Here is a 25372-nt window from a genome sequence, read left to right as displayed (position 1 = left end):
CAGCTTCATCCCTCAAACATTTAACCTGGAACCACCTCTGCTACCACGCCAAGCCCTGCGGCCTGCTGGACATCAAGGGCTACTACACCTGCCTCGCCGAGCACATGGACCGCATGATCCCCACCGGCTCGGACCGCCATCATTCCTCCCCTGCGACGATCAGGGAGGCTTTTCCCATCCCTCCCGTTGCCGCCGACCGGCCTTGGGTGCTATGTTCGGGAAAACCTGCAACCCCGAGGTGCCCATGAAAATCGCGTCCATTGTCCCGAGCGTCTGCGCCCTTGCCCTGATTTTAGCCCTGGCCGCGCCCTCCCAGGCCGGGCAGCGGTTCGGCCCGCGCATCCCCACGGCCTACTTCGCCACCACCGGCACAGGCCAGTCCGACCAGGGCATCCCGCCCGATCCTTATGAAACATTCTCCTATGATCTCGCCCTGCAGGAAGCGGGCATAGAAAACTTCAACGTGGTCTACTACACCTCGGTTCTGCCGCCCGAGTCCTACGAAGTCGCCCTGGATGCGGTCACGCCGCACATCCATCACGGCTCGGTGCTGGAGACGATCATGGCCAAGGCGGGCGGCGTCAAGGGCGATACGGTCTGCGCGGGCGTGGGCCGGGTCTGGGCCAAGGACAAGTCCGGCAAGGCCATCGGCGGGTTCGCGGCCGAGTACGAGCGGGTCTATGCGGGTGAATCCGTAGACAAGGCTGCGGCCGAGGCGGATGCGCGCAAGCAGCTCACCGCGTCGCTGAACCACGAGCTGTCCATTCGCGGCCTCGTGCGCGACGGAGAAATGCGCTTTGACATCACCTCGCTGGTGATCGAGAGGAAGTACGGCATGGCCCTGTCCGCCCTGGGTTTCGTGGGATTCATCTACCCCGACGAGTTCCCCATCAAGCGGCAGTAGACCGGGCTACTCGCAGACCTGGGCTTGCCCGAGGGCCTTGAGCCATGCCTCCGGGCCGTAACCCATGACGAGGGTGCTTCCGGCGATGAGGATGGGTGTACCGGGGATTTCGGCCGCCCGGGCCAGTTCGGCTCCGGCGGCCACGCGGGGGCCGTGCTCGTTGCCCAGGCGCACGAACAGCTCGGGCAGGGTCGTGCCGGAGAGCATGGCGGGAAAGGCGGCGGTGAACTGAGACAGGATGAGCATGCGCGCCTCGTCCAAGTCGCTCACCTTGGGCTGGCGCAGGTCCTGGTAGGCGAAGTCGAGCACGGCCGTGAATCGGTCGGTCCCGACCGCGTCCTCGATGACCCAGGCGGCCATGTCCGAGCCGATGAAGCTGCGGCCCGGCAGGAAAAGAATTTTCACCCGTCCGTACAGATTGGGATACTCGCCCAGCAGCTTGTGCCCCAGGCGGCAGTGCCAGCACAGGGGGTCGGTCACGATCAGGGCCTGCGTCTCGCCCGTGCCGTGCATCTCAACCCTGGCGGCTTCGACCAGAGCGCGGTACTGGGGCGCGCAGCCGCCCGCGTCGTCGCCCGCCATGGCGCTGGCGGCGGCAAGGAAAACACTCAGGACCAGAACCGGCAGGAAGGGCGTGGTGCCCGCGAGATGTCGTTTCATGGGCCGGACTCTATACCCATCCGGCCCGGATGCCAACAGGTCAGGCGGCTACGTGCAGGTGCCTTGCCCGACCAGGCGTCGGTGCCGCCGGGGCCGCATTGGCCGCCAGAAAGTCGCGCACCCCCTCATTGCCCATGAACCGGCCGAGCACCTTGGGATCGCTGCGCAGCAGGTCCACCAGGATCAGGCCGTCCAGACAGTGGCCGAAATCCGGGTCCACGTTGAACCCGAGAATCTTGCCGCCCAGCTTGAGGTACTGCCGAAGCAGCACCGGGATGGACCGGCCCGCCTCCACATCGCGCACCAGAGCGGCCACGTCGTCCGGGTCGTCAAAGACCGACTCGGGCAGGGTGAAGTCCACCTTGCCAAGCCGCCTGACCTTGGGCGGGCGCCTGGGCACGGCCATGCCCGCCATGTCGTGCCGGTAGGCGTGGCGCTCCATGAAGCGCATGATCAGCTCGCGCGAAAGCTCAGAGTATTCGCCGGAGATGGAGACGCAGCCGAAGAGCTTGGTGTATTTCGGATTGTTGACCACAAAGGCGGCCACGCCCTTCCACAGAAGCAGCAGCGGCTGGTAGCTTTTCTGGTATTTGGGAGCCACGAAGGAGCGGCCCATCTCCAGGGCCGGTCCCATGGATTCGAGCAGGCCGGGCCGGTACTTGAAGAGGGTGCTGGTATACAGGCCATCCACGCCCCGCGTCTTGAGGATCTCATCGGTCAGGCCGAAGCGGTAGGCCCCGGCCACCTCGCGCTCGGCGTGGTTCCAGAGGACGAGATGGCGATAGGTGTCGTCAAAGGCGTCGATGTCCATGGGCTTGCCCGTGCCCTCGCCCACGAGGCGGAAGGTCTCTTCCCGACGAATTCCTATCTCGCGCATCAGGCGCGGGATGCGGAAGGCGTCGGCCTCGAAGACCGTGAAGTCGCCGGAGCGAATCAGGATGCTGGCATCGGGCAGGGCAGCCACCTCGCTGGCCAGGGTGCGCTTGTCGCGCGAGTTGGCGATGGGCTCCATGGCGCGGGGGGCGATGGTCTTGAAGGGCGCGCGCGAACCGCCCTCCTTGCGCAGCAGATAGGTGCGAAAGCGCAGGTAGTCCACCATCTCGCGGTCGTCGGCAAAGGCGGACAGACGCCCGCTCTCAACCACCCCGCCCAGGGCCACCCGGATGGGCCGGGCGGCGTGTTTCAGGTTTTCGTGGGGCAGGAGCACGGTCCGAAGCCGGGGATGGATCAGGCCCAGGGTCTGGAAGAGCCCGCTGTTGCGGCCCTCGAAAAACACCGGCATGGCCGCCGCGCCCGTCTTGCGGATGATGCGCCCGATCATGGGGCTCCAGACAGGGTCGGCCACCATGGCCTTTTTCATCTTCAGGCTCGACACCTCGCCAGCCGGAAAGACCACGAGCATGCCGCCCTTGCCGAGCCAGCGCATGCTCGCCTTGAGCCCGGCGATGTTCTTGGCCGTTGAGCCCGCCTTGCCAAAAGGGTCCACCTCGATGAGCAGGTCGTCCATCTCCGGGATCATGCCGAGCATGAAATTGGCCATGATCTTGATGTCCGTGCGCACCGAACGCAGGATTTTGACCAGCAACAGCCCCTCGATCACGCCGAAGGGATGGTTGCACACGGCCACCAGCGGGCCGCAGGCAGGCACCCGCGACAGGGGCTGGCCATCCAGGGTGAAGCGCACCCCGAGCAGATCCATGGCCCGGTCGATGAACGAGGCCTCGGCCGCGCCTGCCGTGAGTGCGTCGTACATGGAGTTGAGCGTGTCGAGCCGGAGCACCTTGGCCAGCGGCTTGCGAAAGAGGGAGAACAGGGCGTGGCGAAGGGGATCGCCGAACGGGGAAGCAAGATTGAGCAAGGGGCCTTTGACAAGACCGTCCATACCGTCCCTCCTGAAGTCTCGGGTTTGGACGATGCTACACTCGCACCCCGACCCCATCCCGGCGGGGCCGTGACAATATCGTGTCCGTCAGTGACGGCTGGCTCAAAATCTCGTGACACGCCCCGGCCCGGCGCGAACATGCGCGTGACAGACACCGTGAATATCGGTATAGGGATGGCAAATCTATCAAGGCGTTACAGGAGAAACGCATGACTTCACGACTCACCCTCGCCGGATTCACCGAGGAATATCTGGTGGGCATCAAGGAACTGGACGAGCAGCACAGGACCTTCTTCACCCTGCTGGACAAGATCGGCAAGGCGGTCCCGGACCTGTACAGGCCCCTCACCGACGACGAGGCCGACGCGATCATCGACGTGCTCGGCGAACTGCGCGATTACGCCCTGCTCCACTTCCGCACCGAGGAGGGGTACATGCAGGAGATCGGCTACCCGGGCCTTGCCAGGCAGAAACAGGAACACAACCGGTTCATCACCGATGTCATCCGCATGGAGGGCGAGTTGATGAACGGCACGGTCATGCCAGCCATCACGATCCGAAACTTCATGCACGACTGGTACCGTGACCACATCCTGACCCTGGACAAGCCGTTTGGCCAAACGTACCAAAAAATCAAGGGATAAACAGGCGTTATTTCTGTCCGGCCTTCCGGCCCGGCCCCTGCGGGAGGGTCACATTTTTTTTGCCGCTCGCGCTTGACTCGGCCCAAGCCGTGTTTATCTATGACCCAGCCTGGAGGAGCGCCCCCCGGGAGCGCCCACGCACGCGGGTCGCCAAGGCGGCCGCAAGGCCTTGGCGCGGCCCAGAAAATAACAATCACAATCGGAGGTATAAAGGAATGAAGCTGAAACCGCTGAACGATCGCGTTCTGGTAAAGCGCCTGGAAGTTGAGGAAAAGACCTCGGGCGGCATTTACATCCCTGATTCCGCCAAGGAAAAGCCCATGAAGGGCGAAGTCGTCGCGGCCGGTCCCGGCAAGCTGGACGAGGACGGCAAGCGCGTCAAGATGACCGTCAAGAAGGGCGACACCGTGCTGTTCGCCAAGTACGCCGGAACCGAAATTTCCATCGACGGCGACGATCATCTGGTCATGCGCGAGGACGACATCCTCGCCATCATCGACTAGCCCCCCTGCTTCGCGTTACCAAAACCATTTCTTTCCCAAGGAGTTGTAGATCATGGCAAAAGAGATTCTTTTCGATGCCAAGGCCCGTGAGAAACTGAAAGCCGGCGTGGACAAGCTGGCCAACGCCGTCAAGGTCACCCTCGGCCCCAAGGGCCGCAACGTGGTCATCGAGAAGTCCTTCGGCTCCCCGATCATCACCAAGGACGGCGTGACCGTGGCCAAGGAAATCGAGCTTGAGGACAAGTTCGAGAACATGGGCGCCCAGATGGTCAAGGAAGTGGCCTCCAAAACCTCCGACGTGGCTGGCGACGGCACCACCACCGCCACCATCCTGGCCCAGTCCATCTTCACCGAGGGCGTCAAGCTCGTGGCCGCCGGCCGCTCGCCCATGGCCATCAAGCGCGGCATCGACAAGGGCGTTGCCGCCATCGTCGAGGAGCTGGGCCGGATCGCCAAGCCCACCCGCGACCAGAAAGAGATCGCCCAGGTCGGCACCATCTCCGCCAACAACGACGCCACCATCGGCAACATCATCGCCGAGGCCATGAACAAGGTCGGCAAGGAAGGCGTCATCACCGTGGAAGAGGCCAAGGGCCTGGACACCACCCTGGACGTTGTCGAGGGCATGCAGTTCGACCGCGGCTACCTCTCCCCCTACTTCATCACCAACACCGAGCGCATGACCTGCGAGATGGAAGAGCCCCTGATTCTCATCAACGAGAAGAAGGTCTCCAACATGAAGGAACTGCTGCCCGTGCTCGAGCAGTGCGCCAAGATGTCCAAGCCCCTGCTCATCATCGCCGAAGACATCGAGGGCGAGGCCCTGGCCACCCTGGTGGTCAACAAGCTGCGCGGCACCCTGAACGTGGTGGCCGTCAAGGCCCCCGGCTTTGGCGAGCGCCGCAAGGCCATGCTCAAGGACATCGCCACCCTGACCGGCGGCCAGGTGGTTTCCGAGGATCTCGGCATCAAGCTTGAGAACCTGACCGTCAACGACCTTGGCTCCTGCAAGCGCGTGGTCATCGACAAGGAAAACACCACCATCGTGGACGGCGCTGGCAACGCGGCCGACATCAAGGCCCGCATCTCCACCATCCGTGCCGAGATCGCCGACTCCACCTCCGACTACGACCGCGAGAAGCTCCAGGAGCGTCTGGCCAAGATCGTGGGCGGCGTGGCCGTCATCAACGTCGGTGCCGCCACCGAGACCGAGATGAAGGAGAAGAAGGCCCGCGTCGAGGACGCCCTCAACGCCACCCGCGCGGCTGTCGAAGAGGGCATCGTGCCCGGCGGCGGCGTGGTTCTGGCCCGTTGCGGCAAGATTCTGGCCAAGGTCAAGGCTGCCGACGACGACGACGAGCAGGCCGGACTGAACATCATCGCCCGCGCCGTGGAAGAGCCGCTGCGCCAGATCGCCGCCAACGCGGGAATGGAAGGTTCCATCGTCGTGGAGAGGGTCAAGGAAGGCAAGGACGGCTTCGGCTTCAACGCCGCCACCGGCGAATACGGCGACCTGATCAAGGCCGGTGTCATCGACCCCAAGAAGGTCACCCGCATCGCCCTGCAGAACGCCGCCTCCGTGGCCGGACTGCTGCTGACCACCGAATGCGCCATCGCCGACAAGCCCGAGCCCGCCTCCGCAGGTCCGGCCATGCCCGGCGGCATGGGCGGCATGGGTGGCATGGGCGGCATGGGCGGCATGTACTAGACCATTCCCCCTCACTGATCCTATAGTGAACCGGCCCGGGCACACCGCCCGGGCCGGTTCCGCTTTTTGCACGACGGCCGGACCAGATACTCGCGGAGAGACCATGACTGCCCCGACAAAAATGCCGCCATACTACGCGGTCATCTTCACCTCGACACGGACCGGCATCGACGACGGTTACGCGGACACGGCGGCCCGCATGATCGAACTGGCCCGGACCATGGACGGATTCCTCGGCGTGGAATCGGCCCGCGATGGGCTCGGGATCACGGTGTCATACTGGGAGAGCGAGGCGGCCATCCGCGCCTGGCGCGACAACCCGGAGCACGCCAGGGCGCGCCGACTCGGGCGCGAGAAATGGTATGAGGCCTTCACCACCCGCGTCTGCCGGGTGGAGCGGGCGCAGGACTTCTGCCGCGCCGGGAGTGACGAAGAATCGGGCTGACGCCCTCAGCCCACGGCGTGGCCCGCCTGGGCGATGGCTTTTTCCACGGCCTCGGCGATGGTCTGCGGCGGGTCGGTCACGCCCTCTTCCATGAGCCCCACCTGGAGGTTCAACTCACGCTGCACGGCCAGGGCGCCGGGGTTGAAGTAGCGCTTCCAAAGGCCCAGGGCCTTGTCCGGCCGCTCCAGGCGGACCATGGTCAACCCCAGGTAGAGGAAGGCGTCCATGTACTCGCGGCGCAGGCGCAGGGCGCGCTCGAACTCCAGCTTGGCCTGACGGTACATGCCCGTGCGGTAAAGGCAGACCCCGAGCCGGTAGCGCACGTCTGCATCGCTCTTGTCATCCTCCAGGCACTGCCGGTACTTCTGGCGCGCCTCCTCCCACTGCTCATCGACATACAGGGCGTTGGCCTGCTTCATCACGTCGATGCACGCGGCGGTGGACGCGGCCGGACCGGCGTTCTCCTCCCTCCTGAAGCGGCGCACCGCGCCCATCAGGAAATCCCTGCGCGACCTGTCTATCTTCTTTTCGGCCATGACATCCTCCGGGCGAAACAATACCCGTTTCGCAGCCATGGTCAACCGGCCACAACCCCGGGGCAACCGATTGCCTTTTCAAAAGGTTCGTGGGATTCTTCGGCCCATGCGCACCCCGCTCTTCGGCTGGACCGGCAAGGTCCTGCACATCGACCTTTGCTCCGGCGAGACCGCCGTGCAGCACCCGGCCCGGCGTCTCTACGAAACCTGCCTCGGCGGGCGGGGGCTGGCCGGACACTTCCTGCGCCCGGTCTGCACCCTGGAGATCGACGATCCCGACCTGCCCCTGCTCCTCTTTGCCGGGCCGCTCACCGGCACCATCGCCCCCACCTCGGGCCGGGGGACCTTCATGTCCCGCTCGCCCCTCACGGGCGCCATCTGCGACTCGTCCGTGGGCGGCAGGCTGGCCACCCAGCTCAAGCGGGCCGGGTGGGACGGACTGGTCATCACCGGCCGGGCCGACAGTCCCATCGGCATCGAGATCATGGATGGCGAGGTGCGCCTGATCCCCACCGATCTGGCCGGGGCGACCACGGACGTGGTCTTCGACCATTTGGCTCTCAAGGGGCCGACCGGCATGGCCATGGCCGCCATCGGCCCGGCCGCCGAAAACGGATCGCCCCTGGCCTGCGTCATGGCCGACCGCCACCACGCGGCCGGGCGCGGCGGACTCGGGCTGGTCTGGGCGGCAAAGAACCTCAAATACATCGCCGTCAAGGGCACGGGCAAAGTCCGCGTCCATGACAAGGCCGGGCTCCTGCGGGCGCGCGAGGACATCCTGCGGCTCATGGCGGCCTCGCCGGTGCTGCTGGGCAGGCACGGCTTTTCCTGCCGGGGCACCGGGGCCATCTACGACCTCATGGACGCCCGGCGGATGATGCCCACGGACAACTTCGCCCGCACCCGGTTCGCGGACGCGCCGCGTCTCAACGCCCCGGCCTTTCAGGCGGCCTACGATCCACACGGACACGGCTGCACCGGCTGCCACATCCGCTGCAAGAAGATCGCGGCCGATGGCCGGGCCATGCCCGAGTTCGAGACCATGTCGCACTTCACCGCGCTCATCGGCAACACGGACATGGAGCTGGTCATGCAGGCCAACACCCTGTGCAACCGGCTCGGGCTCGACACCATCTCGGCCGGGGCCACCCTGGCCTGCCACCGCGAGATCACGGGCGAGGATTTCACCGAGCGCACCCTGATCAAGGCCCTCTACGACATGGCCCACGGCGGCCACCTCGGCCGGGGCTCCCTTGATTTTGCCGAGTCCTGCGGGCGGGCGGAATTGTCCATGTCGGTCAAGGGCATGGAGCTGGCCGCCTACGACCCGCGCGGGGCCTACGGCATGGCCCTGGGCTACGCCCTGAGCACCCGGGGCGGCTGCCACCTGCGCGCCTACCCGGTCAGCCACGAGATCCTGCGCAAGCCCGTGGCCACGGACCGCTTCAGCTTCGGCGGCAAGGCCCGCATCATCAAGCTGGCCGAGGACGCCAACGCGGCCGTGGACTCCCTTGGCGTGTGCAAGTTCGCGTTCCTGGCGGCCGGACTGGAGGAATACGGCCGGGCCTTTGCCGCCGCCACCGGCCTGGAGGCGGACGGCCGGTCGCTCATGGCCGCTGGCGAGCGCGTATATTACAATGAAAAGATCATGAACGCGGAAAACGGCTTCGAGGCCTGCGACGACGACCTTCCCCCGCGCTTCTTTGCCGAAGAAGGCTCCTCTGGCGGCGATGTCACGGTCAGGCCCATTGACCGGGCCGCGTTCCTCGAAGCCCGGGCCGCCTACTACCGCATCCGGGGGCTGGACGAAATCGGCAGGCCCACCCACGAAACCTCGACCCGCCTGGGTCTGGAGCCGCCCCGATGAAAGCCCTGTGCGAAAAATACGCCCGCAAACTCGCCACGCAGGGGCTGTGCGCGCCCGGCACCGCCCTGGTGGGCGGCCTGGACGCCGAACTGGAATGGAACCGGTTCGACCCGCGCATCGACTCGCTGGCCCCGCTCTTCGACCTGCTGCCCATCAACTCGCTGGTCTTTGCCCCACCAGCCGAACCCTACGCCACCATCATCGAACATCTGGCCGCCCCGGCTCCCGGTGCGGCGGCCCACGGTGCTACGGCCCACGGTAATCCGATGAACAGCCTGCGCCCCGAGGACACCGAGACACGCACCTTCCTGCACGACATCCCCATCTGCCGCGAATTCACCCCCCGGGCCATGGCTGCGACCCTGTCCCGGCGCAAGGCGGTCATCGTGCCCGGCCAGGGCATCGTCTCCTGCGGCACGGTCAGCCCGGAGCAGGGGTTCGTCTTCTTCTCGTCCACGGTCTTCGCCTGCTTTGTTCTCTTCTTCTCGCGCTATCTGGCCGAGGCAAGGCAGGGCGGGCCAGACGCCCGCTTCCGGGCCGCCTTCGAGGCCGTGGTCGCCGGGCTGCCCGCCATGCGCCGCGACCTGCCGCCCCTGGCCCGGACCATCCCGACGAGCCATGACGAGGCGCTGGCCGCCATGGCCGAGGCGGGCCGGGCCGTGGTCGGGCACGGATTGGTTGACTCCTTCTTCGGCAACATCTCCTGCCGCCTGGGCGAGACCATCCTGATCAGCCAGACCGGCAGTTCCCTGGACGAGCTTGAGGGATGCATCGACGCCTGCCCCATGGACGGCTCGTCCACGGCCGGGCTGACCGCCTCGTCCGAACTGACCGCCCACGAGGATGTCTACCGGCAGAGCGACGCCCGCTGCATCCTGCACGGCCATCCCCGGTTCTCGGTGATCCTGTCCATGGACTGCGACCGGGCGGACTGCGCCGACCGGGGGCAATGCCATGTCAGGTGCCCGCAGTGCCGCACCGTGGAGGGAGTGCCCATCGTGCCCGGCGAGGTGGGCACCGGCCCCACCGGGCTGTGCAACACCCTGCCCCCAGCCCTGGCCGGACACGGCGCGGCCATCGTCCACGGCCACGGCCTGTTCACCGCCAGCACCATCGGCTTCGCCGACGCCTTTGCCACCCTCCTCGACACCGAAAACCGCTGCCGCGAGGCGTATTTTCGCCGCCTGGACGAGCTGCTCTCGGGCCGCACCCCCGCCTGACCGTCGCCACCTGATCGTCACTTGACATATCCGCGCAAGCGGATACGATTCCCTCATGGAACACTTGGCAGCGCGATTCAAGGGGCTCTCCGAGGCCACGCGACTGAGGATACTCGGCCTGCTGGCCGGGGGTGAGCTGTGCGTGTGCGACCTGATCGAGGTGCTGGGGCTGCCCCAGTCCACGGTTTCGCGCCATCTGGCCTCCCTGCGCAAGTCGGGCTGGGTGGAGGCCCGGCGCAGCGGAAAGTGGATGCACTACAACAGGCCCACCCGGCCCGATCCCTTCATGGCCCATGTCTTTGCCCTGCTTGACGAGGAACTTTCCACCAACGCCACCGCCCGGGAAGACACCCGCGCCCTGGAAACCCGGCTCGCCGCCAAGGGGGACGATCCCTGCGGCGGGCCATCGCTGTGAGGAGAAACACCATGCCCCAGGCCAAACGGCTTTCCTTTCTCGACAGGTTCCTGACCCTGTGGATATTCCTGGCCATGCTCGTCGGCGTGCTGATCGGCTATCTCTATCCCGGAGTCAAGGACACCATCAATTTCTTCCAGGTGGGCACCACCAACATCCCCATCGCCGTGGGGCTGGTCCTTATGATGTACCCGCCCCTGGCCAAGGTGCGCTACGAGGAGCTGCCCCGGATATTTCGCAACTACCGGGTGCTCTCCCTTTCCCTGGTGCAGAACTGGGTGGTGGGGCCGCTGCTCATGTTCGGGCTGGCCATCACCTTTCTCTCGGGTCACCACGAGTACATGGTGGGGTTGATCCTCATCGGTCTGGCCCGGTGCATCGCCATGGTCATCGTCTGGAACGACCTGGCCGACGGCGACACCGAATACTGCGCCGGGCTGGTGGCCTTCAACTCCATCTTCCAGGTGCTCTTCTTCTCTTTCTACGCCTACATCTTCCTCTCCATTCTGCCCGGCTGGTTCGGCCTTGAGGGCACGGTGGTGGACATCTCCATGGGCCAGATCGCGGAGTCGGTCTTCATCTACCTCGGCATCCCCTTCATTGCGGGCATGGCCTCCCGCTACATCGGGCTTCGGACCAAAGGCAAGCAGTGGTACGAGGAGAAGTTCGTCCCGACCATCGCGCCGCTGACGCTGGTCTTCCTGCTCTTCACCATCCTGATCATGTTCTCCCTCAAGGGCGAATACATCGTGGAGCTGCCCTTTGACGTGGTGCGCGTGGCCATCCCGCTGTGCATCTACTTCCTGGTCATGTTCCTGGTGTCGTTCTTCATGTCGGCCAAGGCCGGGGCCACCTACGAGCAGTCGGCCACCCTCTCCTTCACGGCGGCCTCCAACAACTTCGAGCTGGCCATCGCCGTGGCCATCGCGGTCTTCGGCATCGACTCGGGCGTGGCCTTTGCCGCAGTCATCGGCCCGCTGGTGGAGGTGCCGGTGCTCATCGGGCTGGTGGGGGTCTCCCTGCGCATCCGCAAGCGGTTCTTCCCCCACGCCGTGAACACCCCCACCGGCGTGTGCCATGTGACCTGCAAGCCAGAGTAGACGGAAGCTGCGGGTTTGGGGTAGGTTCGCGGCCATGAGCACGCCCGCTGAATCAAAGGCCCGCGACAACGGGAACGGCGACAAGAAACCTGCCGAGAACAGGACCGGGGCGGCTCCGGTCCTGTGGTTCCTGGCCCTCGTCTTTACCGCCACCTGGGGGGTGTACCTGCTCCAGATCCGGGGCGGGCTGCGCTTTGACACGGACCAGTTCGCGCACACCCCGGCCGGGTGGCTGCTGCTGGTCACCTGGATTCCCGGGCTGGCCGCCCTGCTGATCACCGCCGTGACCGAAAAGGGCTCCCCTGGCCGCGTGGCCGACAGGCTGCTGCTGCGACCGGGCACGGCCGGGCCGTACTTCCTGACCGTGCTCCTGGTGCCGCTGGTCTACGGGATCATCCACGGCGCAAGCTGGCTGGCCGGATTCTCCCAGGCTGACCCGGCCCTTGGCGCGCTCAACGCCTTTTCCGACGACCCCCAGGACCTGACCTCGCTTTTCACGGTCATGCTCCCGGCCTCCATGCTCCTCGGGCCGCTGCTCCAGTTCGTCTACGCCCTGGGCGAGGAGCTTGGCTGGCGCGGATTCCTGCTGCCCCGGCTCATGGGGCTGGGCAAGGTTCCGGCCTATGTCATTCTGGGCGTGGTCTGGGGGCTGTGGCACGCCCCGCTGATTCTGGTGGGCTTCAATTATCCGGGCCATCCGGTGTCCGGGGTGATCATGATGTGCGTGGCCACCTCGGCGCTGGGGGTGTTCATCAACGAGATGACCCTGCGCTCGCGCTCGGTGCTGGTGGCGGCCTTCATCCACGCGGCGGTCAACGCCCAGGTTCAGGGCATCTGGATGTGGCTGTTTCCCGAGACCAATCCCCTGCTCGGCGGCAGCTTCGGCCTGACGGCGGCCCTCATCTGGCTGGCCGTGGGCCTGCTCTGCGCCCGGGCCGTGACCCGCCTGGAAGCCCGCGACCGCGAATACGCCCGCTACGACACGGCCGCCCGCTGAGCCTCCTAGGGAACCGCCTCGAATTTCAAGTCAGCACCTTGAGTGGATGGAGATTGTCCATGCTGCGATGGTCGCGGAGGGGAGCAGGAGAAAAGGCAAAGAGCCGTCGCTTTCGCTCCTCCAAGTTTTAAGAGCCCTCCCGGCGGGGTTCTTTTTTGGCTGGGCCGCCCCAAAAAAGAACCAAAAAAGCTCGGCTTTCTATCTTGGCCGCCTGCACTCCACGGCCAAGAATCTGATCCAATCGGGGCTGCTCCCGAATCAAGTCGCCGAAGCGGCTCCGTGATTCGAAGAGCCGCAGCCCTCGCTTGGTCAGCTTCTAGGCCTTAGGAGGCTTGAGGGCTGGTGCACTCGGAGGACGCAAGGACTGTGGTCGCAGAGGGCGGGATTGGTCTGCGATATCGTGAGGTTTTCTTCGTATCAACCCTGATCACATCATTTTTGGTTTTGCTTACGCCAGCCGGGCAATGGGCGGGAGCGTCGCAGCGCCAGTTCGCCGGGCCGAGCCTCGGGCGAAACCCGGCGGAGGCGGAGTCTTCGACGCCGACAACTGTTTCGCCAGCGGCCCCCTATTCTGAGGATATCATCACTGGCGCGCGGCGCGGGAGACCCGATCACACGTCTTAAAGAGCTGTTTTGCTTCCTTTTGGGCGCTCCGGTCCAAAAGGAAGTCGGCCCGAAGGGACGAAACTCTTCCATCAATGCCTCGGGTTACCGAGGAAAGAGAGAGGGGGAAAAGAGGCACTAACTTGACATCAGCGTAGGTTTGCCCCTCGCGAAGCAACGACGCAATCGGCCAGCGCCCAGGCTGGGGAGAAATGTTCGAGTGCTCGACGCGAGAGCGGGGCAAGACCCATTCCCCTTTGCCAATATCCCAGACGGTCCCCCTCCCGAAGCACCCGTTTAGGGGGCGCAGGGGGTCGAGTGCTCGACGCAAGCGAGGGGCAAGGCCGAAGCGTACTACGCGAGGGTTTGCCCCGCTCGCAGCAACGACGCAATCGGCCAGCCCCAGGCTGGGGAGAAATGTTCGAGTGCTAGGCGCGAGAGTGGGGCAAGACCGAAGCGTACTCCTGGTACGCGAGGGTTTGCCCCACTCGAAGCAACGACGCAATCGGGCATTTCTCCCCAGCCTGGCTAAACCTGGACGCTGAGTTCGCGGGGGATGTATACGATGAAGGTGGAGCCGTGGCCCTGCTCGGATTCCACGGTGATGTTGCCGCCGTGCTGCTGCACGATCTCGTTGGCCACGAACAGGCCGATGCCGGTTCCGGCGATGCCCTTGGACGAGAAGAAGAGGGTGAAGAGCTTGTCGCGGGTCTCGTGGTCCATGCCTGCGCCGTTGTCCGTGATCTGGAAGGCGATCTGGTTGGCGTCGCCAGTGATCTTGAAGAGGACGTTGCCGGGCGCGTCGGGCTCGTTGCCGTTGCAGGCGTCGATGGCGTTTTCGAGGATGTTGCCCAGAGCCGAGGCAAGGATGGAGGCATCGCCCTTGAAGGACCCGAGATTCTTGGCAATATCCAGCTCCAGGAGCACATTCTTGGCCTCGGCCTTGGCCGACATGGTGGTGTAGGTGTTCAGGGCAAAGGCGGCCACGTCGATGACCTTCCAGTTCAGCTCGCGCTTCTTGGCATAGTAGAGGATGTCGAGCACGGTCTGCTTCATGCGGCCGGTGAGGTGTTGCAGGTCGTTGAACCCGTCCTCGACGCGGGCGTCGTTCTTGTTCCGCAGGCCTCCGCCCAGGCGGTAGATGGCCCCGTCTATGCCGGTGAGCAACCCCTTGATCCCGTGGGCCGTGGAGCCGAGCAGCAGGCCAAGGGAGGTCAGCCGGTCCTGGAGCTTCCTGATCTGGGTGATGTCCGTGATCATCTCGATGGCCTCGGTGATCTCGCCCGAGGTGTCGCGGATGGGCGCGCTCCAGATGAGGGCGTTGATCTGCTCTCCCTTGCGGTTGGTGATGACCGTTTCCATCTGGTGCATCTCGCCGTCCTCGAAGGTCTTGATCAGGGGACAGTCGCGACAGGGCGAGGCGCGGTGCATGATGCGCTCGTAGCACAGCCCGCCTTCGAGATCGCCCAGGCCGTCCTTGTGGCGGGCGTTGGACGAGAGGATGGTGAAATCGCGGTTCTGCACCGAGATGAAGCAGGGAGTCTGGTCGAAAAGCTGCTGGTATTTGTGCTGGGTGGTGCGCAGTTCCTCGCGCAGTTGCTCGGCCTCGCGCAGGTCCACCATAAATTCGAGGACCAGTTCCACCTCGTCGTCGCTGGCGGTGATGGGCACGGTGTCCACGGCCACGGCGTGGTGGTTGCCGTTGATGCAGCGGACCACATGCTCGGCCCGGCGCGCCGCCTTGTCGGCGATGGTCCGGGCCACGGGACAGTCCCGCTCGCCGTTGAGCAGGTCGTCGAACATGCTCCAGCTTTTCTGGCCCACTAGGTCGCCCAGGCGCTGGCGGTAGTGGTCATTGATGGCCACCACCTCGTGATTGCGGTTGTGAATGGAGACGAACATGGGCATCTGGTTGAACATGCTCATGTTGTCGAGGTTGGCGGCAAAGGCTTCGAGGCTGGCGGTCAGCCCCTCGAAGAGCTGGCGGGCGGCCGCGCGCCGTTCGACCTCCACCAGCTGGGCCGACTTCCGCTCCACCAGGGCTTCGAGGTTGCTGGTGTGCTCTTCCAACTGGCGGCGCATGGTGCTGCGCTCCTCGGCCCGTTGCAGGGCAAAGGTGAAGACGTCCATGTTGATGGGCTTGGTGATGAAGTCCGAGGCGTCGTGCTTGAGGCTCTGGATGGCCACGTCGATGTCCGCGTGGCCGGAGATCATGATGACCTCGGTCTTGGGCTCGATGCGCTTGATTTCTCGCAGGAGGTCCACGCCGCTCATGCCGGGCATGCGGATGTCCGTGACCACGATGGGGTGCCGCCCGGCCTGGAAAAGAGCCAGGGCTTCGTTGCCGCTTGACGCGGTATCGACCGGGTATCCCTCGTCCTCAAGGGTGATGGCGAGGACGGTGCGGATGCCCTCTTCGTCGTCAACGAGCAGGATGGGAAGATGGCTCATAACAGGGAAGGCCTCCATGCGATTTTCGCCGCAGCGAAGACGCGACCCTACACTACCATGGCCGAATTCTCAACCAGACCGTGGACCGGAAAAATCGCCAGACCGCCGCAGTCCGTGCCGTGCGGCGCGCACTCCTTTTTCGCGGGTGGCCCGATGCCCTGCCGTGCCGGGCACGGGGCATTCCCCGGCGGCGAGGGCACGCCGCCGGGGAAGGCTCGTTGCATGATCCCTAGGAGTCGAGGGCCTTGTGGATGGCCTCGAGAAGCTCCTTGGGATTGAAGGGCTTCTTGAAGGACGCCACGGCGTTCTTGATGGCCAGATGGATGCCGGAAAGGCCGCTGACCACGATGACCGGGACGTTGTTGTGCTCGGGGTCCTGGATCATCTTCCTGTAGAACCTCGGGCCCCATTCGTTGGGCATTTCAAGGTCCAGGGTGATCAGATCCGGCTTTTCCTTCTTGAGCAGCTCCAGGGCGTCGGCGACATTGGACGCCGTACAGGTGGCAAACCCGTCATCCTGGAGGATATCCTCAAGATACTTGACGATGTACGGATCGTCGTCGATGATGAGTATCTTACGAGACATACCTTGACCCCCTCGTGTTGATCGGCGCTCGATCCCCGGGCCGATGGCCGCCAAGGAAAGCTCCTGTTGTCGTATCGTTTCTGACCTGTTTCATGGTCACTCCATTACCTGTTTCGCAGTGCGTGGTCGATGATGGCCTTGATCTCTTCCACCTTGGGCGGCTTCTGGACATAGGCGAAGGGGTCAGGATAGGTGGATTTGCCTACCCCCATGATCTTCAGGGCGTGCCTGAAGGTGGTGGCCCCCACGGCCGAGAGCATGATCACCGGAACCTTGCTCAGGTTCGGGTCCTCCTGCAATCCCTGATACATGACCAGTCCTCCCTCTCCGGGCATCATCACGTCGAGGATGATCAGATCGGGTTTGAGTTCCCAGGCCCGTTCCAGGCCCTCGCGGGCGTTGCGGGCCAGGTGGGGCTCGTACCCGCTGGTCTCAAGAAGGGTCTTGAGAAACAGCCGGATGTTGAGTTCGTCGTCCACCACCAGGACTCTCTTCGCGGTACTGCTCATGGCATGCCGCCTAGCGTGCGTCCGCTGCCGCCCAGTCGGGATGGTTGATGCTCGCCACCGGGCAGGAGGACCGCAGAACGACCTCTTCCAGGGTGCTGCCGATCTCGGCCTCCTCGGGCGGGATGTCCTGCGAGTGGTGGGCCATGACCACCAGGTCGCCCTCCTTCTCCCGGGCGTACTTGAGTATCTCCACATAGGGCACGCCCTCGCGGCATTCCACCTCGAACATGCCGAACTCGCCCATCTGGGAGACGTAGCGCTTCTGGATGCGCTCCCTGGCTTCCTTGAGGCTCGCCTCGATCTGGGTCTGGGTGGGCTTGCCGCCCAGGTCGCCGGACTGGAGGTTCAGGGCATGGAAGATGTACAGCGGGCATCCGATGTCCTTGGCCGCCTTGAGGGCGAACTGGAAGGCCGCGTCGGCCGCCTTGGAGAAGTCCGTGCAGAAGATGATGTTGGAAAAGAGGTTCCAGCAGGTATTGCACGGGCGGTTGATGATCAGCACCGGGCACTTGGCGCGCTTGGCCACTTCGAGCATGGTGTTGCCCATGATGGAGCGGTGGCGTCCGCCGCCCTCGTCGGGCCGGGTGTTGGCTCCCATGACGATCAGGTCCACGCTCTCCCGGCGGGCGAGCCGCAGGATTTCGGTGGCAGGCACGCCCACGGCGGACTGGATGCGCGTCTTGTAGCCATATTGCTTGAGCTGGTTGTCATACGTGTTGGACAGTTCCTCCCGGACCCAGGCTTCGTAATCGTCGCCGAGGCCTTCCCTGTCGCCGGTACGGACATCCGTCACCTCAAGGCTGAACCCACGGGAGGGCACGCCGAGCACGTGAAAGAGGATAAGTTCCGCGTCCTCGCGTTCCGCCAGGTCAAAGGCGATCTTGGCCGGGCTGTCACAGACAGGAGTGCCGCTGGTTGCAAACAGGATCTTGTTAAACATGTCCTACCCCCTAATGCTACAATGTTCCGGGATTCGCTGGAAGCCGAACTCCCAGGCCACCCCTTCGATGAACTCGAACAGGGTATAATCCGTCTCGAATTCCATGATGTTCACCGAGTCTCCGAAGACCGAGTGCTTGAGCGGGCCGAGCCTGACAGGCATGTCGAGCAGGCTGTCGAGCTGGAAGAGCCGCAGCTCCTGTTCGTCGTCCCTGTATCGCCCGGCCAGGGTACACATGATGTTGAACCTGGGCTCGCCGGGGAAGCCGATCATCTCCACCCGTCTGACCAGCTCCATGTGCGTCAGCATGTCGGTGACGCAGCCGGATTCCGGGCAGCGGGCGCACTCGTCAAGAAGAGGCGGGATGAACACGCTCAGGGCCTGGAACTCGGGATAGCGGCCCATCATCGAGACGAAGGAGCGCAGGGTGTACCTGTCCTCAAGGCGGACCTTTCCGGCCAGCGCGGCCAGCGGTGTCGCCACTTCGGCTCCCGACTCCGAGACGATGATCCCGTTTCTGGCGAGCAAGATGGTGTTCATGGTTCCTCTCCGTCCTCTCAGGGCACTACTTCCGGTGGCACTCGCCGCAGGTGACTGGCCCCATGGCCTCGTCGGTGTGGCAGGTGATGCACTGGCGATGGTAGGCGCGCATGAGAGGCGTTTCTCCATTTTCGGGGTTGACCGGATGGCAGGACTCGCAGGTCTCGCCTTCGCTCGAATACTCCATGTCCATGAGGCCGTCGTCGGTCCTGCCGTGATGGCAGACCACGCAGTCGTCGAGCATGGCCTTCTCGTTGTGGGCGTCGTGCTCGAAGGCGACCTGGGGCCGCTGAAGGACGCCGAAGGCATCCGCGGGCACCATGGTCATGTCGTCCTGCGAGAGGGCGGCCGGGGCCAGGTAGACGACCAGCAGGGCCGCGACAACGGCAATGAAGGCCAGGGTCTGTCTTATGTGTGTTTTCTGCATCTTTGGTCCCCCTTACATTCCTTCCGGCTTTTCCATGATCTCGTAGATGATGTCGCCCAGGAACCTCGGGTGCATGCCAAGCTCATAGTAGCCGATGATGTCGTCCAGGCCGCCGTGGCAGTTGTGGCACGGACAGACGATGGTATGGACACCGGTGGCGGCCAGCTGGTCGGCCTTGGCCTTGTTGCCGGTCATGCGCACGTTCTTGAAGGGCGGACCGCAGTTGATGACCCCGCCGCCCGCGCAGCAGCAGTAGTTGTGCTCGCGGTTGGGGACCATCTCCACGGTCTCCTCGCACAGCATGCTGGTGACCTCGCGCAGCTTGTCCATCAGGCCGCGTCCGCGGATGATGTTGCAGGGATCCTGGATGGTGACCGGGCCTTCGAGCTTCTTGGGGATCTTGATCCTGCCTTCGGTGAGCAGCTCCCAGAAGAACTCCACCGCGTGGACCACGGGCACAGGCATGTCGGCATAGCCGAGCCAGCGGTTGCCCATGTCGTAGATGGAGCGGAAGGCGTGGCCGCACTCGCCCATGACGATCTTCTTGACGCGCAGCTTCTGGGCGGACTCGAAATGGGAACGCTTGAGGCGGCCCATGTTCTCGAAGTCGCCCACGAACATGCTCATGTCGCTGTTGTCCCACCCGGGGGTGGAGGGCATGGTGAAGTCAACGCCCGCCACATGCATGATGGCCGCGGCCTGGTAGATGAGCTGGGTCCGGAACTTGGGCTCGGGACCGATGACCGAGTAGTAGATTTCGGCCCCTTCCTTGTCGAGCGGGATGCGCAGGTTCGGGAACTCGTCCCTGGCCTCGTCCTCCTGCCACTGGAGGCTGTCTATCCACTCGTCGTCCTTGACCCACATCTGGTTCATGGTAGCGGCGTGGGAGTGGGAGGTGTCCCGGATATACTGGGGCACCACGTCCAACTGGTAGCAAATGCGCCGCATCATGGACATGGCGTAGCCCGTGTCGATGCCGATGGGGCAGTAGTGGGCGCACCGCTTGCAGAGGTTGCACTCGGTGTAGGCTATCTGCGCCATCTCGTAGATGCGCGACGGCTCGACCCTGCCCTTCTTGTTAATCAGTTCGTAGATGGTCTCCGTGGTCTTGCTGACCGGGGAGTAGCTGGGGTCGCTGTCGTGGGAGACGTAGTAGTGACACGCCTGGGCGCACAGGCCGCAGCGCATGCAGGTTTCCTGATACGCCTTGAGCTTGGCCCCGGCCTCTCCCTTGAGCACCCGGGTAACGACTTCCTCGATCCGCTCCGGGGTGAGACTGGCAACACCCGCCGCGAGCCCCGGGTCGTCTATCAATCTGTCCGCTATCTGACTCATTGTCTTGTCCTCGTGTTGCTGTGGTTGGATCGGCCGCTACCAGTCGCGGACACGGCGCACGCCGCCGAACTCGGAACCCATGTACGACCGCGTGAACACGGCGAAGAGGGCGTGGCTCAGGCGGGTGAACGGAATGAGCGCGATGAGCAGCTCGCCCGAGAGTATGTGCAGGATCGTCATCAGCAGGGAGGGGCCGATCTGGTGATAGGCCAGCACGCCGGTGACAAAGGGCATCGCGACCAGCAGCAGCGCAAACCAGTCCTTGGCCCGGGTCACGTTCCTGACATGGGGCAGCGCGAGCCGCCGCACGGCAAACACGACACAGGCCCCGATGACCACGAAACTGATGATGTCGCCGGTCGTGTCCGAAAGGCTCCACCAGCTGATGCCAAAGGCGGTGTCCCAGAAGACCACATGGGCGCCGAGGAAGATGGCCACCAGGAAGAAGCAGATGTGGAAGGCGAAGGTGGCGATGGTCATGAGCGGATCGCTCTTCCAGCCCAGGGTGCCAAAGGGCACCAGCCAGTGGAAGATGGAGCGCAGCGAATAGGGCAGGCTCATGTAGGCCAGGGAGGAGCCGTCCTTGGCCTTGGCCAGGTTGTACATGCTCACCAGTCGGTAGATGGAACCGAAGACGAACACGGACCAGGCTATCCAGGCCAGGGGACCACTGACGAAGGTGTAGATTTCTATCATGGCTTCCTCCACCTAGAACCTGGCCACATCCGCAACGATGCGGACACAGCTGTTGTTTTCGATGGCCCGGATGAGCACCTTGGAGCCGTCCTCGCTGAATACGGGCGAGAAGGCGCGGTCGAAGCTCTGCTCGTACGCCTTGCCGTTGACCAGCACATGGAAGCGGCCGCCCTTCTCGGTCACGGCGGCGGCGTTGGCACCGTCGGGCGAGAAGACCACGGGCCAGGCCATGTCGCTGGTGCCGGGCCAGACCCTGCCGTCCACCACGATGCGGAAGTTCCTGTTGTACTCGCTGGTCAGGGCCGCGGCGCGGCTGCCGTCCGGGCTGAGGACCAGATCCGTGACGATGGGGAAGGTCGCGTCCCAGGGCACGTTGTCGCAGGCCACGGTGAACTTGCCGAACCCGGTGGCCACCACGCCCCACAGCTTTTCGCCCGAGGCCGAATACTGGAGGCCGAGACACTGCACATAGCGCGGGTTCCAGATGAACTGGCCGTCGAGCGCCACGCCCCACTTGCCGCCGCTGCGCACGGGCGCGGCCACGCCGGCACCCTTGGGATGAAAGACCGGCTCCCAGACCTGCTGGAAGGTCTTCTGCCAGGGCCTGTCGTCCACGGCGATGGTGTAGTCGTAGGAGGTCAGCCTGGCCTGGGCGGCCACGCGCGCCCCATCGGGGCTGAAGGTCGGGGTGAAGAGGTTGACGTAGCGGCCGTCCCAGGGTTCGCCGTCCACGGCCACGCTGAAGACGCCCTTCTTGTACCCCTCGACATCCGCCTGTCCCAGCGAGATCACCTGGACCACGGCTGCGGTGCGCTTGCCGTCCGGGCTCAGAGCGTACTGGTTGGCGTTCTCGTAGACGGTTTCCCAGGGCGTGCCGTTGAGGGCCACGCTGTACTTGTTGTCGATCTTGGTCATGGCGGCGATGGAGGAACCGTCGCGGGTGAACTTGGTCTCCCAGACGTATTCCGCAAAATCGCCCCACGGCTCGCCGTCGATGGCCAGGGACCACTCCATGTCCTGCTGGCACAGGGCGGTCAGTCGGCCGTCAGGCGAGTAGCGCAGGAACCAGAGCTTCTCGAAGGTCGATTCCCAGACCTCGTCATTGGTCCGTACGGAGAACTCCCCGTCGCCCACCTTGACGATGGCTGCCAGGGTCTCGCCGTCCGGAGAGACGTAAGGCTCCTCCTGCCATTCATGATCCTGAAGAGGGGAGAGGGAATCAACGACCTTTTTGCGGCCGACTTCCCAATCCCATGAGGATATTCGTCCCATAGCACCCCCTTGTGTTGTGTCGCCGCTTGGGCGGCAGTTCGCCCCGTGCGGGGCTCCACTCCAACAATTGCGGGGGTCGATCGTCAGCGGGTCGTCCTGGCGGACCTCCCGGGCATGATCATCTGGTCCAAGCGGTCTTCAAGGTAGGCTGCCAGCACCGCCTCGATTGGTCCCTTGACCCAGGGGATGATCCGTATGCCCATGGCTTCGAACCCGTTTCGCACTGCGGTGCTCAGGCCGCCGCAGATGACGATGTCGACTCCCATGGTCTTGAGGTAGGCCGGAAGGGATGCCGCCCCGGCAGTGGGCAGCGCGGTCATCCCGCTACGGACCACACGTCCGTCTTCCAGCGTGTACAACCTCAATTCCGTCGCTGTTTCCAGCAGGGTCGCCACCCGGTTCTGATAGCCTGCGATACAGATATCCATAGATCCTGCGTTTCGTTTTACGACCATTGCTCATTCGCGGGCTGGCGACACTTCTCTTTGTGCACAGCCCGTACCAATGAAATTTATACTGTCATCCCTAAATGTTAACACAATCCAATCCGTTCGCACGGCACCCTTGTCGCATAATTTTGCTGCACTTGTTTGACCAATGTGCGTTATTTTGATGCATCACGTTGCAGCATCCTGCGCACCGTGTCGCGCGAGATGCCCAGCTCTCGCGCGGCCGCGCTCTTGTTGCCCCGGTTGCGCTTGAGAGCTTCGAGCACGGCCTGGCGTTTGTGGCCGAGCATGTCCACCGAACCGTCGCCTGACGAGCCGTCGCCGCCTGCCGGACCGCAGGGCGCGTCGGCCGGGGCCTGGGGCTTGAGGTATTCGGGCAGGTGCTCGGTGTGGATCATCTCGCCCGGGCAGAGGATGAAGGCGTACTCCACGATGTTCTCAAGTTCCCGCACATTGCCGGGAAAATCGTGGCGGAAGAGAATCTGGTGGACATTGGCGGACACGGCGCGGATGTTCTTGCCCTTGAGGGAGTTCTGCTGGCGGATGAAGTGGGAGATGAGCAGAGGGATGTCCTCGGGCCGGTCGCGCAGGGGCGGGATGTCGATGCGCACCACATTGAGCCGGAAGAAGAGGTCCTGACGGAACTCGCCCTTCCTGACCATGGTCTCCAGATCGCGGTTGGTGGCGGCCACGAAGCGGACGTCGGCAGCCACGGGCCTGACCCCGCCCAGGGGCTCGTAGACCTTCTCCTGCAACACGCGCAAAATCTTGACCTGGAGGGGCTGGGGCATGTCGCCGATCTCGTCGAGAAAAAGGGTCCCGCCCTGGGCCAGCTCCACACGGCCTGGCTTGTCCTTGCGCGCGTCGGTAAAGGCCCCGGCCTTGTAGCCGAAAAGCTCGCTTTCGAGCAGATTCCCCGGCAGCGCGCCGCAGTTGACGGCCACAAAGGGCTTGTCCCGGCGCAGGCTCTGGGTGTGGATGGCCCGGGCAAAAAGCTCCTTGCCTGTGCCGGACTCGCCGAGCAGGAGCACGGTGGAACTGGACTGGGCGATGGGCGGCAGGATCTGGAGGGTGCGGATCATGTTCGGGTTGTTGGTGCGGATGTCCTCCACCGAGTACCGCTCCTCCACCTTCTGCATCAGCTGATGGATGGGGGTCAGGTCGCGAAAGCTCTCCACGCCGCCCACCACCTTGCCGTCCTTGTCGCGAAGCGGCGACGAACTCAGGCCGATGGGTATCTTTTCGCCATCGGCACGCAGCAGAAAGCCGGACTTGTTGCGCACGGCCTGCCCGCTCTTGAGGCACGGCCGCATGGGGCAGGCCCCGTCGCAGACGCTGGAGGCGAATATCTCCCAGCACTTCTGGCCTACGGCCTCGTCCGGGGGGATGCCGGTGATCTCGCCTGCCGCCTGGTTGAAGAACGTGATGTTCCACTCCAGGTCCACCGTGAAGATGCCCTCGGCAACGGAATCCAGCACGGATTCGAGCGGAATGTTTCGCGGCAACCTCACCTGTGTCACCCAAGCCTCCCATGCGGGCCGCCATGCATCAGGCATGGTCCCTCGCCCGCACCCCCGGCATAGCAGAGTGCAGCAAAATACGCCAGTTGATTCCGCAGCGGTTTGCTGCGACCACCAGAATCCAGGCACCTTGCCTTGACAGTCAAAACTCTTGCGAATATGCGTGGTATCGTCAAGAGAGACAAGCGGTTCCACCGTGTGCACACAAGGAAGACACCATGCCCGACACCCAAAGACTGACCCAGCTCATCGTGGAATTCTACGAGCGCCTCTCCTCCTGGGAGCACTGCGTGGTGCGCGACACCGGGGTGACCCCCACCCAGATGCACGCCCTGGAGATACTGGGCAGCCACACCGCCCTGCGCATGAAGGAACTGGCCGAGCGCATGGGCGTGACCACCGGCACCCTGACCGTGCTGGCCGACCGCCTCGAAAAGGCCGGACTGGTCCGCCGCAAGCCCCACGAGGAGGACCGCCGCTCCTTCCTGGTGGAGCTGACCGAGCGCGGCCACACCCTGTATCGCGAACACGACGAGCTGCACACCCAGCTCACCCGCGACCTCACGGCCGGGCTCACCGACGACGAGCGCACGGCCCTGGGCGGAATGCTGGAGAAGATGATCCGGGAGTTCTGACGCCGGGCGGTGTTCAGTCGCCCTTGCCCGGGCCGAGGCTGGCGAGGATGAACTCGTCCATGGTCTCCGGGTCGGACTCGCCGATGAGCCGGTCCACCTCGCGGCCGCCGGAAAAGAGCAGGAAAGAGGGTGTTCCCTTGACCAGGAACCGCTGCATGGCGGTGTCCAGATAATCCTGGGAATAGAGGTAGCAGTCCAGGCGGTCGGCATGCCGCCTGGAGGCGTTGTCGAGCAACTGCGCCTGCTCGCGGAAGCGGTCGTTGCGCTTGAGAAAGGCGACGAGAAAGGGCCGCGTGCCGCTGCGCAGCTCCAGCTCGAAGGCCTGGGGTTTTATCGTCTTGACCATTACCGCCTCCCCGCAGTGCCGCCGCGCCCCTCCCCAAAGGAAAGACGACAACGGTGTCCCGACACTACCAGCCCTGTCGGCGCGGCGCATCATATCGTCACGTTAGAGGCGTTATAAATTCGTGATCAGGATCGGACGGGAATTGTCTGGCTGAACGTTGGAATAATCAAACATGGAGGCTG

General features: G+C 64.3%; 26 protein-coding genes and 1 pseudogene. 12 read left to right on the top strand and 15 right to left on the bottom strand.

The features are described from left to right. A pseudogene (locus QQS14_RS13995) lies at positions 1-248 on the top strand (hypothetical protein); the annotation flags it as partial. After that, positions 245-904: a pyruvoyl-dependent arginine decarboxylase gene (locus QQS14_RS13990; protein WP_285907631.1), complete on the top strand. Its 660-nt coding sequence runs from the start codon at positions 245-247 to the stop codon at positions 902-904. The pseudogene QQS14_RS13995 and the gene QQS14_RS13990, both read left to right, overlap by 4 nt. A gap of 6 nt (positions 905-910) precedes the next feature. Here QQS14_RS13990 and QQS14_RS13985 read toward each other — a convergent pair whose 3' ends face one another. Continuing rightward, the gene (locus QQS14_RS13985; protein ID WP_285907630.1) at positions 911-1564 is read right to left on the bottom strand and encodes a DsbA family protein; all 654 of its coding nucleotides are present in this window, start codon (positions 1562-1564) and stop codon (positions 911-913) included. A 40-nt stretch (positions 1565-1604) separates the two neighbouring features. Next, on the bottom strand, positions 1605-3446 hold the full coding sequence (locus tag QQS14_RS13980) for a bifunctional lysophospholipid acyltransferase family protein/GNAT family N-acetyltransferase (protein ID WP_285907629.1): 1842 nt from the start codon (positions 3444-3446) through the stop codon (positions 1605-1607). A 209-nt stretch (positions 3447-3655) separates the two neighbouring features. On the opposite strand from QQS14_RS13980, the gene QQS14_RS13975 reads away from it, so the two are divergent. From QQS14_RS13975 to QQS14_RS13960, 4 genes are all read left to right on the top strand, one after another. Then, positions 3656-4090, top strand: coding sequence for a bacteriohemerythrin (locus QQS14_RS13975; protein WP_285907628.1), 435 nt, complete (start codon positions 3656-3658; stop codon positions 4088-4090). 215 nt (positions 4091-4305) lie between these two features. After that, entirely contained in the window at positions 4306-4593 is a 288-nt protein-coding gene (gene groES / locus QQS14_RS13970; protein ID WP_285907627.1) for a co-chaperone GroES, read from the top strand. A 49-nt stretch (positions 4594-4642) separates the two neighbouring features. Continuing rightward, entirely contained in the window at positions 4643-6301 is a 1659-nt protein-coding gene (gene groL, locus QQS14_RS13965; protein WP_285907632.1) for a chaperonin GroEL, read from the top strand. A gap of 103 nt (positions 6302-6404) precedes the next feature. Then, positions 6405-6746, top strand: coding sequence for an antibiotic biosynthesis monooxygenase family protein (locus QQS14_RS13960; protein ID WP_285907626.1), 342 nt, complete (start codon positions 6405-6407; stop codon positions 6744-6746). Between the two features lie 5 nt (positions 6747-6751). On the opposite strand, the gene QQS14_RS13955 is transcribed toward QQS14_RS13960, so the two are convergent. Further along, positions 6752-7282 carry a tetratricopeptide repeat protein gene (locus QQS14_RS13955; RefSeq protein ID WP_285907625.1) on the bottom strand — a complete coding sequence of 177 codons (531 nt, stop codon included), beginning with the start codon at positions 7280-7282 and terminating at the stop codon, positions 6752-6754. 106 nt (positions 7283-7388) lie between these two features. Between QQS14_RS13955 and QQS14_RS13950 the strand changes: the two genes are divergently transcribed. The 5 genes from QQS14_RS13950 to QQS14_RS13930 are packed head-to-tail and all read left to right on the top strand — an operon-like array spanning position 7389 to position 12881. Beyond that, on the top strand, positions 7389-9149 hold the full coding sequence (locus QQS14_RS13950; RefSeq protein WP_285907624.1) for an aldehyde ferredoxin oxidoreductase family protein: 1761 nt from the start codon (positions 7389-7391) through the stop codon (positions 9147-9149). Next, positions 9146-10369: a class II aldolase/adducin family protein gene (locus QQS14_RS13945; RefSeq protein WP_285907623.1), complete on the top strand. Its 1224-nt coding sequence runs from the start codon at positions 9146-9148 to the stop codon at positions 10367-10369. Before QQS14_RS13950 ends, QQS14_RS13945 begins: the two co-directional genes overlap by 4 nt. A 55-nt stretch (positions 10370-10424) precedes the next feature. Further along, positions 10425-10784, top strand: a complete 360-nt coding sequence (locus QQS14_RS13940) for an ArsR/SmtB family transcription factor (protein WP_285907622.1) — start codon at positions 10425-10427, stop codon at positions 10782-10784. 11 nt (positions 10785-10795) lie between these two features. Beyond that, the gene (gene arsB / locus QQS14_RS13935) at positions 10796-11884 is read left to right on the top strand and encodes an ACR3 family arsenite efflux transporter (RefSeq protein ID WP_285907621.1); all 1089 of its coding nucleotides are present in this window, start codon (positions 10796-10798) and stop codon (positions 11882-11884) included. 34 nt (positions 11885-11918) lie between these two features. After that, on the top strand, positions 11919-12881 hold the full coding sequence (locus tag QQS14_RS13930) for a CPBP family intramembrane glutamic endopeptidase (protein WP_285907620.1): 963 nt from the start codon (positions 11919-11921) through the stop codon (positions 12879-12881). A gap of 1131 nt (positions 12882-14012) precedes the next feature. Here the strand turns inward: QQS14_RS13930 and QQS14_RS13925 are convergent. The 11 genes from QQS14_RS13925 to QQS14_RS13875 all read right to left on the bottom strand — a co-directional run bounded on the left by QQS14_RS13925 (position 14013) and on the right by QQS14_RS13875 (position 24200). Further along, a complete protein-coding gene (locus QQS14_RS13925) occupies positions 14013-15935 on the bottom strand; it encodes a response regulator (protein WP_285907619.1) in 1923 nt (640 codons plus the stop codon). 229 nt (positions 15936-16164) lie between these two features. Continuing rightward, positions 16165-16521, bottom strand: coding sequence for a DVU0259 family response regulator domain-containing protein (gene divK / locus QQS14_RS13920; protein ID WP_285907618.1), 357 nt, complete (start codon positions 16519-16521; stop codon positions 16165-16167). Positions 16522-16625: 104 nt separating this feature from the next. Beyond that, positions 16626-17030 carry a response regulator gene (locus tag QQS14_RS13915; RefSeq protein WP_285907617.1) on the bottom strand — a complete coding sequence of 135 codons (405 nt, stop codon included), beginning with the start codon at positions 17028-17030 and terminating at the stop codon, positions 16626-16628. 10 nt (positions 17031-17040) lie between these two features. Beyond that, positions 17041-17970 (bottom strand): universal stress protein, encoded by a 930-nt coding sequence (locus QQS14_RS13910; protein ID WP_285907616.1) that lies wholly within the window; start codon positions 17968-17970, stop codon positions 17041-17043. 3 nt (positions 17971-17973) lie between these two features. Next, positions 17974-18510, bottom strand: a complete 537-nt coding sequence (locus QQS14_RS13905) for a hypothetical protein (protein ID WP_285907615.1) — start codon at positions 18508-18510, stop codon at positions 17974-17976. 25 nt (positions 18511-18535) lie between these two features. Then, positions 18536-18937 carry an acidic tetraheme cytochrome c3 TmcA gene (gene tmcA / locus QQS14_RS13900; RefSeq protein WP_285907614.1) on the bottom strand — a complete coding sequence of 134 codons (402 nt, stop codon included), beginning with the start codon at positions 18935-18937 and terminating at the stop codon, positions 18536-18538. 12 nt (positions 18938-18949) lie between these two features. After that, on the bottom strand, positions 18950-20272 hold the full coding sequence (tmcB, locus tag QQS14_RS13895) for an electron transfer complex ferredoxin TmcB (protein WP_285907613.1): 1323 nt from the start codon (positions 20270-20272) through the stop codon (positions 18950-18952). A 36-nt stretch (positions 20273-20308) separates the two neighbouring features. Then, positions 20309-20968, bottom strand: a complete 660-nt coding sequence (gene tmcC / locus QQS14_RS13890) for a TmcC family electron transfer complex membrane anchor subunit (protein ID WP_285907612.1) — start codon at positions 20966-20968, stop codon at positions 20309-20311. Between the two features lie 12 nt (positions 20969-20980). Then, positions 20981-22240 (bottom strand): electron transfer complex subunit TmcD, encoded by a 1260-nt coding sequence (tmcD, locus tag QQS14_RS13885; protein ID WP_285907611.1) that lies wholly within the window; start codon positions 22238-22240, stop codon positions 20981-20983. An 83-nt stretch (positions 22241-22323) separates the two neighbouring features. Then, positions 22324-22668 carry a NifB/NifX family molybdenum-iron cluster-binding protein gene (locus QQS14_RS13880; protein ID WP_285907610.1) on the bottom strand — a complete coding sequence of 115 codons (345 nt, stop codon included), beginning with the start codon at positions 22666-22668 and terminating at the stop codon, positions 22324-22326. Positions 22669-22844: 176 nt separating this feature from the next. Continuing rightward, positions 22845-24200 carry a sigma-54 interaction domain-containing protein gene (locus QQS14_RS13875; RefSeq protein WP_425607934.1) on the bottom strand — a complete coding sequence of 452 codons (1356 nt, stop codon included), beginning with the start codon at positions 24198-24200 and terminating at the stop codon, positions 22845-22847. Between the two features lie 227 nt (positions 24201-24427). Here QQS14_RS13875 and QQS14_RS13870 point away from each other — a divergent pair, with 227 nt between their 5' ends. Next, positions 24428-24844, top strand: coding sequence for a MarR family winged helix-turn-helix transcriptional regulator (locus QQS14_RS13870; protein ID WP_285907608.1), 417 nt, complete (start codon positions 24428-24430; stop codon positions 24842-24844). 13 nt (positions 24845-24857) lie between these two features. Here QQS14_RS13870 and QQS14_RS13865 read toward each other — a convergent pair whose 3' ends face one another. Further along, positions 24858-25190 carry a thioredoxin family protein gene (locus QQS14_RS13865; RefSeq protein WP_285907607.1) on the bottom strand — a complete coding sequence of 111 codons (333 nt, stop codon included), beginning with the start codon at positions 25188-25190 and terminating at the stop codon, positions 24858-24860. Positions 25191-25372: the final 182 nt, after the last annotated feature.

This window comes from Pseudodesulfovibrio pelocollis (genome assembly GCF_030282845.1).
Classification (GTDB): Bacteria; Desulfobacterota; Desulfovibrionia; order Desulfovibrionales; family Desulfovibrionaceae; genus Pseudodesulfovibrio; species Pseudodesulfovibrio pelocollis.
This window is presented reverse-complemented; position numbering and strand designations above follow the sequence as displayed.